Source organism: Variovorax sp. YR752 (genome assembly GCF_943372545.1).
This window is the reverse complement of sequence record NZ_CALRZC010000333.1, coordinates 1-6,656: the sequence shown is the minus strand read 5'-3', so window position 1 is coordinate 6,656 and position 6,656 is coordinate 1. Positions and strand designations below refer to the sequence as shown.

Annotated in this window: 9 protein-coding genes; all 9 read right to left on the bottom strand. The window is 73.3% G+C overall.

Annotated features, from left to right (window positions below; translation table 11 throughout):
• Positions 1-417 (bottom strand): hypothetical protein (locus AAG801_RS39225; RefSeq protein WP_341893288.1); only part of this gene is annotated, 417 nt, incomplete at its 3' end.
• Positions 404-805 (bottom strand): prepilin-type N-terminal cleavage/methylation domain-containing protein, encoded by a 402-nt coding sequence (locus tag AAG801_RS39220; RefSeq protein WP_341893287.1) that lies wholly within the window; start codon positions 803-805, stop codon positions 404-406. The genes AAG801_RS39220 and AAG801_RS39225, both read right to left, overlap by 14 nt.
• Positions 799-1,281: a type II secretion system protein gene (locus AAG801_RS39215; protein ID WP_341893286.1), complete on the bottom strand. Its 483-nt coding sequence runs from the start codon at positions 1,279-1,281 to the stop codon at positions 799-801. The genes AAG801_RS39220 and AAG801_RS39215 overlap by 7 nt, the downstream gene beginning before the upstream one ends.
• Entirely contained in the window at positions 1,278-3,467 is a 2,190-nt protein-coding gene (locus AAG801_RS39210) for a secretin N-terminal domain-containing protein (RefSeq protein ID WP_341893285.1), read from the bottom strand. The genes AAG801_RS39215 and AAG801_RS39210 overlap by 4 nt, the downstream gene beginning before the upstream one ends.
• The gene (locus AAG801_RS39205) at positions 3,464-3,994 is read right to left on the bottom strand and encodes a hypothetical protein (RefSeq protein ID WP_341893284.1); all 531 of its coding nucleotides are present in this window, start codon (positions 3,992-3,994) and stop codon (positions 3,464-3,466) included. The genes AAG801_RS39210 and AAG801_RS39205 overlap by 4 nt, the downstream gene beginning before the upstream one ends.
• Complete coding sequence (locus AAG801_RS39200; protein WP_341893283.1) at positions 3,991-4,608, bottom strand: hypothetical protein; 618 nt, start codon at positions 4,606-4,608, stop codon at positions 3,991-3,993. The genes AAG801_RS39205 and AAG801_RS39200 overlap by 4 nt, the downstream gene beginning before the upstream one ends.
• Positions 4,608-5,207: a hypothetical protein gene (locus AAG801_RS39195; RefSeq protein ID WP_341893282.1), complete on the bottom strand. Its 600-nt coding sequence runs from the start codon at positions 5,205-5,207 to the stop codon at positions 4,608-4,610. The genes AAG801_RS39200 and AAG801_RS39195 overlap by 1 nt, the downstream gene beginning before the upstream one ends.
• A 2-nt stretch (positions 5,208-5,209) precedes the next feature.
• On the bottom strand, positions 5,210-5,998 hold the full coding sequence (locus AAG801_RS39190) for a hypothetical protein (protein ID WP_341893281.1): 789 nt from the start codon (positions 5,996-5,998) through the stop codon (positions 5,210-5,212).
• On the bottom strand, positions 5,979-6,656 hold a 678-nt coding region (locus AAG801_RS39185; RefSeq protein WP_341893280.1), incomplete at its 5' end, for an ATPase, T2SS/T4P/T4SS family. The genes AAG801_RS39185 and AAG801_RS39190, both read right to left, overlap by 20 nt.

Here is a 6,656-nt window from a genome sequence, read left to right as displayed (position 1 = left end):
GGAGATGCGCGCTCCGCCCCCTGGCTCACGCCGCTCGGCGTCGAGCGGCAGCATCAGCGCCGGCGCCCCGGATCGGCTGCGAACGCCGCGCCAGCTGCCGTCGTCGGCAAGCACCGGCTCCCAGTCGGCGCGGCCGGTGAACGGGTCGGTATAGACGCGGCGCAGGTGGCGCTTCAATGCCGGTGATCGGCGGTCGTCGATCAGGTCGTCCAGGCTGCGCGGGCCCGCCCCTGCACCGGCCGCGCGGTAGGAGCCGATCGCCGCGGCGATCTCGCCGCCGCGGAACAGCAGCTCGCGTTCGCGTTCACGCGCCGCCGTGTGGCTCCAGCGCTGCCCGGCGACGGCCAGAAGTGCGGCACTGATGGCGACCAGAAAGAGCAGCCACAGGTAGGTGAAGCCGAACTCACCAGTCCGCATACAGCCTGCCCTCGCCGTCACGCCCCGCCGCGCCGCTGCGGATGTCGTGGACCGCCCCGCCCCAGGCCGAGTCCGGCGGCGGCGGCAAGGTCACCCAGCTGTCGCGGCGCCCGGTCAGCGGATCCTCCGGCACCTCGCGCAGATAGCGTCGGTCCGCCAGTTCCTGCAACGAATCCGGGTAGCGGCTGCGGTCGGCGAGGTGCTGGTCGATGGCGTCGCGCATCACCGCCAGCGAGGTGCGCAAGGTGTGCTCGCGTGCACGGTCGACGCTGCGGAAGTAGCGCGGCGCGGCGATCGAGACGAGCAGCGCGACGATCGCCATCACGACGATCAGCTCGATCAGCGTGAAACCGCCGCGGCGTGGCGAGGGCTGCATCGCCGTCACCATTCGCGCAGCGGCGTGCCGTCCAGGCCGTTGCGCTCGCTGGTCGAGTAGACGTCGAACACGTCGCGGCCGGGCGCCGGCGCCTCGGGCGCGCTGTCGTAGCTGCGCAGGCCCCAGGTGCGCTGCGCCGGCAGCGCCGGGTCGGCGAACGGATCACGCGGAAGGCGGCGCAGGAAGTAGAGCCTGCGATCCTGCGCGCGCAGGTCGGGCACGCCCTCGACCAGCGCCTGCAGCGACGGCGGGTAGCCGCTGGCGTCGGGCGCCGCGGCAACGCGCTTGTCGTCGACCGCACGCTTGTAGGCGTCGATCGCCTCGCGCAGCGTGCGCAGCGACTGGCGCAGCTCGATCTCGCGGCTGCGCTGCAGGCTCAGCTCCAGCACCGGGTGCGCCGCCGCGGCGAGGATGCCGACGATGGCCACCACGACCAGCATCTCGACCAGCGTGAAGCCGCGCTGCAGGCTCGCTCGCTTGCCGGTCATGGCGGTGTCGCCTTCGCCGCCGCGGCGACGCCGAGCGCACCGTCCCCTTGCACCTCGACGGCCAGCGGCTCGCCGCCGGGCTTCTGCGCCGCGAGCCCGACCACGCTGACCTCGGAGTTCTGCCCCGCCGCTTCCGCCAATGCGCGCAGCACCACCACCTGCTCCGCCCCCGGTGCCAGCGTGAACGGGATGCGGCCCGGCGCGGGCGTCTGCCCCTGTGCGGCCTGGAACAGCCGGGTGTCGAACTGAAGCTCGCCGCTGACGATCGCTGCGCTGCGGTTCTGCAACGTGACGGAGGCGGTTCCGCCGGCAGGCACTTCGCCGCTGGTCGACAGCACCAGCGTGCCGCCGCGTTGCCCTTCGGCACCGGCCGCGCCGGCAGCAGCACGGGCTGCCGCAGCGGCTGCCGCGCCGGCCGGCGGCACCGACATCCGGCCCTTGCCGCGCAGGCGCAGCGGCTCGGCGCCCGGGCTGGTGTCGATGCCGGCCGCCACCGTCAACGCATCGGCATCGGGCAGCGGCAAGTTGCGCAGCACCCGCGGCGTGATCAGCAGCACCACCTCGCTCTTCACGCGCTGGTCGGTGTGCACGCCGAACAGCCGCCCGGCCAGCGGCAGGTCGGCCAGCACCGGCAGGCCGCTGATGCCCTTGGTGTCGTCGTCGCGGATCAGCCCGGCCAGCACCTGCGTCTCGCCGTCGCGCAGGCGCAGCGAGGTGCTGGCCTGGCGCGTGCCGACCTGGTAGCCGACCGAGCCGGCCGGGCCGGCCACCTTGGCGATCAGGGTGCTGACCTCGAGGTTGACCTTCATGACCACGTCGTTGTCGAGCTGCACGCTGGGCTCGACGTCGAGCTTGATGCCGACGTCGAGGTAGGTCACCGTGGTCGTGCCGGCAACGTTGGCCGTCGCCGCCGTGCTGGCGAACACCGGCAGCTTCTCGCCGATCAGGATCTTCGCCTTCTCGCGGTTGCGCGCACGCAGCCGCGGGTTGGCCAGCGTGTTGCCGCGGCTGACTGTCTCGCGCAGCGTGGCCACCAGCGCCGGGTTGGCGACGCTGGCGCGCAGCTGGTCGCGGTTGCCGCGCGTGACCTCGAGCACCTCGCCCGCCTTGCCCGGCGGCAGGCCGTAGGAAATCTGCTCCGGCCACTGCAGGCCCAGCTCGTCGAGCTTGTTGCTGCTGATCTCCAGAACCTCGACCTCGAGCATCACCTCGGGTTCGGGCAGGTCCAGGCTGGCGAGCAGTTTCTCGACCAGGCGCACCACCTCCGGCGTGTCGCGGATCACCACCAGGTTGAGCCGTTCGTCGATGAACAGGTCGCGTGTCTTGGCCAGCGTGCGCACCATCGCCTGCGCCTGCTTCACGTCGGCGTTGACGAGGAAGAAGCTGCGTGTCACCAGTTCCTGGTGCTCGCGCTGCTTGGCCTGCGTGTTCGGGTAGATCAGCAGCGTGCTGTCGTTGAGCAGCTTGCGGTCGAGCTGCTGGGTGCCGAGGATGACGCGCAGCGCGTCGTCCATGGCCACGTCCTTCAGCAGGATGCTGACCTTGGTGTCGACACGCACGTCCTTGTCGAACACGAAGTTGACGCCGTGCGTGCGGCCCAGGCCCTCGAGCACGGCACGCAGCGGCGCGTCGCGGTACTCGACCGTCACCGGCTTCTGGAACGCCGGTCCGAGCGAGGCCGGCGCCGCCGCGGGCCGCCGGCGCTCGCGCAGCCTGAGCAGTTCGGAGCGCGCCTGCGGGTGCCCCGGCGCCTCGGCCAGCAAGGGTCGCAGGCGGGCCTCGGCCTCGTCGTCATGGCCGCGTGCGATGGCCTCGCGCGCCTCGCCCATCCAGCGTTCATGGCGCTCGGCGCGCTCGAGGTCGGCACGCGCGGCGAGGCTGCGCGGATGCTCGGCGTCCAGCGCCTGCAGCCGGCCCAGCGCGACCCGCGCCGCATCGAGCCGGCCGGCAGCGCGATGCGCCTCGAACTGGTTCGCCAGCCGGGCCAGCGCCAGCTCGCGCTGCCGCGCCAGCGCCGCACGCAGTTCAAGGTCGCCGGGTCGCTCGCGCAGCGCATTGGCGAGCAGCTCGACGGCCTGTTCGGGCTGCCCGGCCTGCGCGAGGCGCTCCGCGTCGCCGACGACCGTGGCACAGCCGGCCAGCAGCACGGAGAGGATGGACAGGAGGCGGAACAGGGGTCGGGTCATGAGGAGCGGAAGGCGACGGTCTTGCGCTGCCCGCCGGGCAGCCAGGTGAGCGTGAGGCCGCGCGCATCGACGCTGTCGACGCGCCACTGGCCGTCGATCACGTCCTGCGCCTTGACGCCCAGCGTCTGCGTGGGGCTGGACAGCAGCGCGTGCACGGCCGTGCCGTCGTCGACGCGGCCGACCAGTGCATACGGAAACTGCGGTGGCTGCGGAAGCGCCGAAGCGGCGGCCACGGGTGCCTGCGGCACCGGCCGCGGAGGTGGTGGTGGGGGTGGGGGCGGTGGAACGACCCAGGCCTGGGCCCGCTCGGCGTCGAACGGCCAGGGCGCGCTCGCACGCGGCGACGGCGGCGCCGGCCAGGCTGCGTCGGCCACCCGCGAGGGCGACGCCGTCGGTCGCGGCGATGCGCCCGCGCCTGCCGACTCCCTGGCCAGGCCGATGTCCTCGTCGGGCGCTTCGCCCGACAGCCAGGCCGAGCTGCCCAGCGTGGCCAGCAGCGCAACCCACATCCAGCCGCGCCACGTCACCGCGGGCCTCCGCCCACCGCGGGCGGCGCCGGACGCATCCACAGCGACCACTGCAGCTCGACGCGCAGTTCGGCCTGCTGGCCGTCGGGCCGCTCGATGCGCAGCAGATCGAGCGTCAGCGCCGGGTCCTCGCGCAGCGCGAGATCGACATAGCGCCGCAGCGACTCGTAGCCGCCGTTCAGCGGCATCACGAAGCGCACACGCGCCAGGCCGCTGGCACCGCCGGGCGCGTCGCGCACGTCGCCACGCCGGGGCTGCAGCCCCATCACCGTGGCCATGGCGAGCAGTCGCTCGATGCGGCGATGGCGCTCCTGCACGGCGGGGAAGGCGGCGACGAAGCGTCGCGCCGGGTGCGCCGCGTCGGTGCCCATCGTGGCGGCCGTGCGCCGCTGTGCAGCGACCCGCGCCGCGCGTGCCTCGATCCAGCGAACTTCGTCCTCGCGCAGGGCGGCTTCGCCACGCGGCAGCTCGATCGCCAGCAGCCACAGCGCCGCCGCGCCCAGCACGCCGGCCAGCAGACCGGGCAGCCCCCAGCGGCGTGCCTCGCGCTGCAGCCGGCGGCGCATCACCGCGGGCGCGCCGACGGTCCAGCGCGGCAGGGTGATCGCCGGCATCAGCGCCCTCCTCGCGCGACGTCGGCCGCCACCGCGCCTGCCAAGCGGGCTCGCAACTCGAAGCGCACGCCTTCGCCGGTGCTCTCACCGGCCGCGGGTGCCTCGATGCGCAGCAGCAGCACATCGTCCCAGCCCGGATCGGCGGCAAGCGCCTCCAGCGTCTTCAGCACGGCACGACGATCCGGCGCCGTGCCTGCCAGTCGCACGTCGCCACGCTCGGCGTCATGCTCCAGGCGCAGCCATCGCAGCCCCGCCGCAGCATGCCGCTCGCTCGATTCGAACAGCGTGCGCCACGGGTGCTCGATCGCGCGAGACAGCGCCTGCGCGGCTTCGGCAGCGCCGCGCGCGGGCTGCGCGCCCGTCGCGCCGGCGCGTGATCCGGCGCGCAGTGCACGGCGCTCGTCGGCCGGGCGGACCCGTTCGATCTGTGCGCGCACCTCGTCGCGTGCCGCCTCGAGCACCAGCCACTCGTCGACCGCCAGCGCCAGCACCCCGCTCATGCACAGCAGCGCGGCCCACGCGAGCAGCGGCGGTCGCGCCGGCCGCGGCAGGAAGTCGGGCTGCGGCCAGCGCGTGACCGCGGCAAAGGACCACGCCATGCTCAGGCGCCCAGCCAGTGCGGCGCCGGGTGTTCTTCGTGCAGCGCGCCGAGGACACGAACGCCATGCACGTCGACATCGCCCGGGCGCAGGCCGTAGCCGAGCAGCCAGCAGCTCTGCGCCGGCACGCCCGCGCCAGCGATCAGCGTGGCGAGTTCCGCCGGCTCCGGCTGCACCAGCCAATGCTGCTCGATCTGCCGCACGCGGCCGCGGCCGCAGCGCACGCGGGTGACCCGGGCGCCTTCGACGATCCACAGCTCGGCCGCCTCCGCGAGTGCCAGCGTCGGCGCCTGCAGCGTCGCGGCCTGCAGGGCCACCGCCCACCAGGGTTGCACCGAGCGCACCTGCACGCCGCTCGCGCCGGCGCGGCGCACCAGCGCGTCCAGGTCGATGCCGTGCACAGCGCTGGCGCCACGCTGTTCGCCGTTGAGCCACGCCGACACGGGCCAATGCTGTGCCGCGGCACCGTGGTAGTGGACGAACTGGTGGCGCGCCCAGGCCAGCAGGGCCTCCATGTCTTCGAGGGGCAGCGCCGGATCGTTCACCACCAGCTGGTGGGTCAAGGCGGTGGACAGCACCAGGCGCAGCCTGCATCCTGCGTGATCGAGCAGCCACGCGTCACTCGATGCATATCGCCGTGCCGTCTGGTCGCCCGGCGCGTAGCCCCAGGCCGCGTGCTCCTGCAGGAACAGCGTGAGCACGGGTTCGCGTGCGGTCGGGAACCAGCGGCGCCTCGGGGCGGGCGCAGGCGCAGCAGCAGGCCGGGTTCGGTCAAGCAGAGAGAGTGACACGGTCGAGCTCCTCGAAGGTGGTGTCGCCGCTGCAGACGGCGGCCAGGGCCGCGTCGCGCAGCGTGCGCAGGCCGCGCTGGCGTGCCGCGTCCTTGATGCGGCCCATCGGTGCACGTTCGGCAATCAGGTCGCGCAGTTCGTCGTCGAGCAGCAGCAGCTCGGCGATGGCACGGCGGCCGCGGTAGCCCGTGCCTCGGCAATGGCCGCAACCGCTGCCGCGCGCGAACGGATGGCCGGCCTCCAGCGACAGCCGCTGCAGCAGCTCGCGCGGCGGGATGAAGGGCGTTCGGCAATGGATGCAGCTCATGCGCAGCAGCCTCTGCGCGAGCACGCCGTTGAGCGCCGAGACCACGTTGTAGAGGTCCAGGCCCATGTGCATGAATCGGCCGATCACGTCGAACGAGGTGTTCGCGTGCACGGTGCTGAAGACGAGGTGGCCGGTCAGCGCCGCCTGCACGGCGATCTGTGCGGTCTCGGCGTCGCGGATCTCGCCGACCATCACACGATCCGGATCGTGGCGCAGCACCGAGCGCAGCCCGCGCGCGAAGGTCAGGCCCTTCTTCTCGTTGACCGGGATCTGCACCACGCCGCGCAGCTGGTATTCGACCGGGTCCTCGATGGTGATGATCTTGTCGCGGCCGTCGTTGATCTCGTTGAT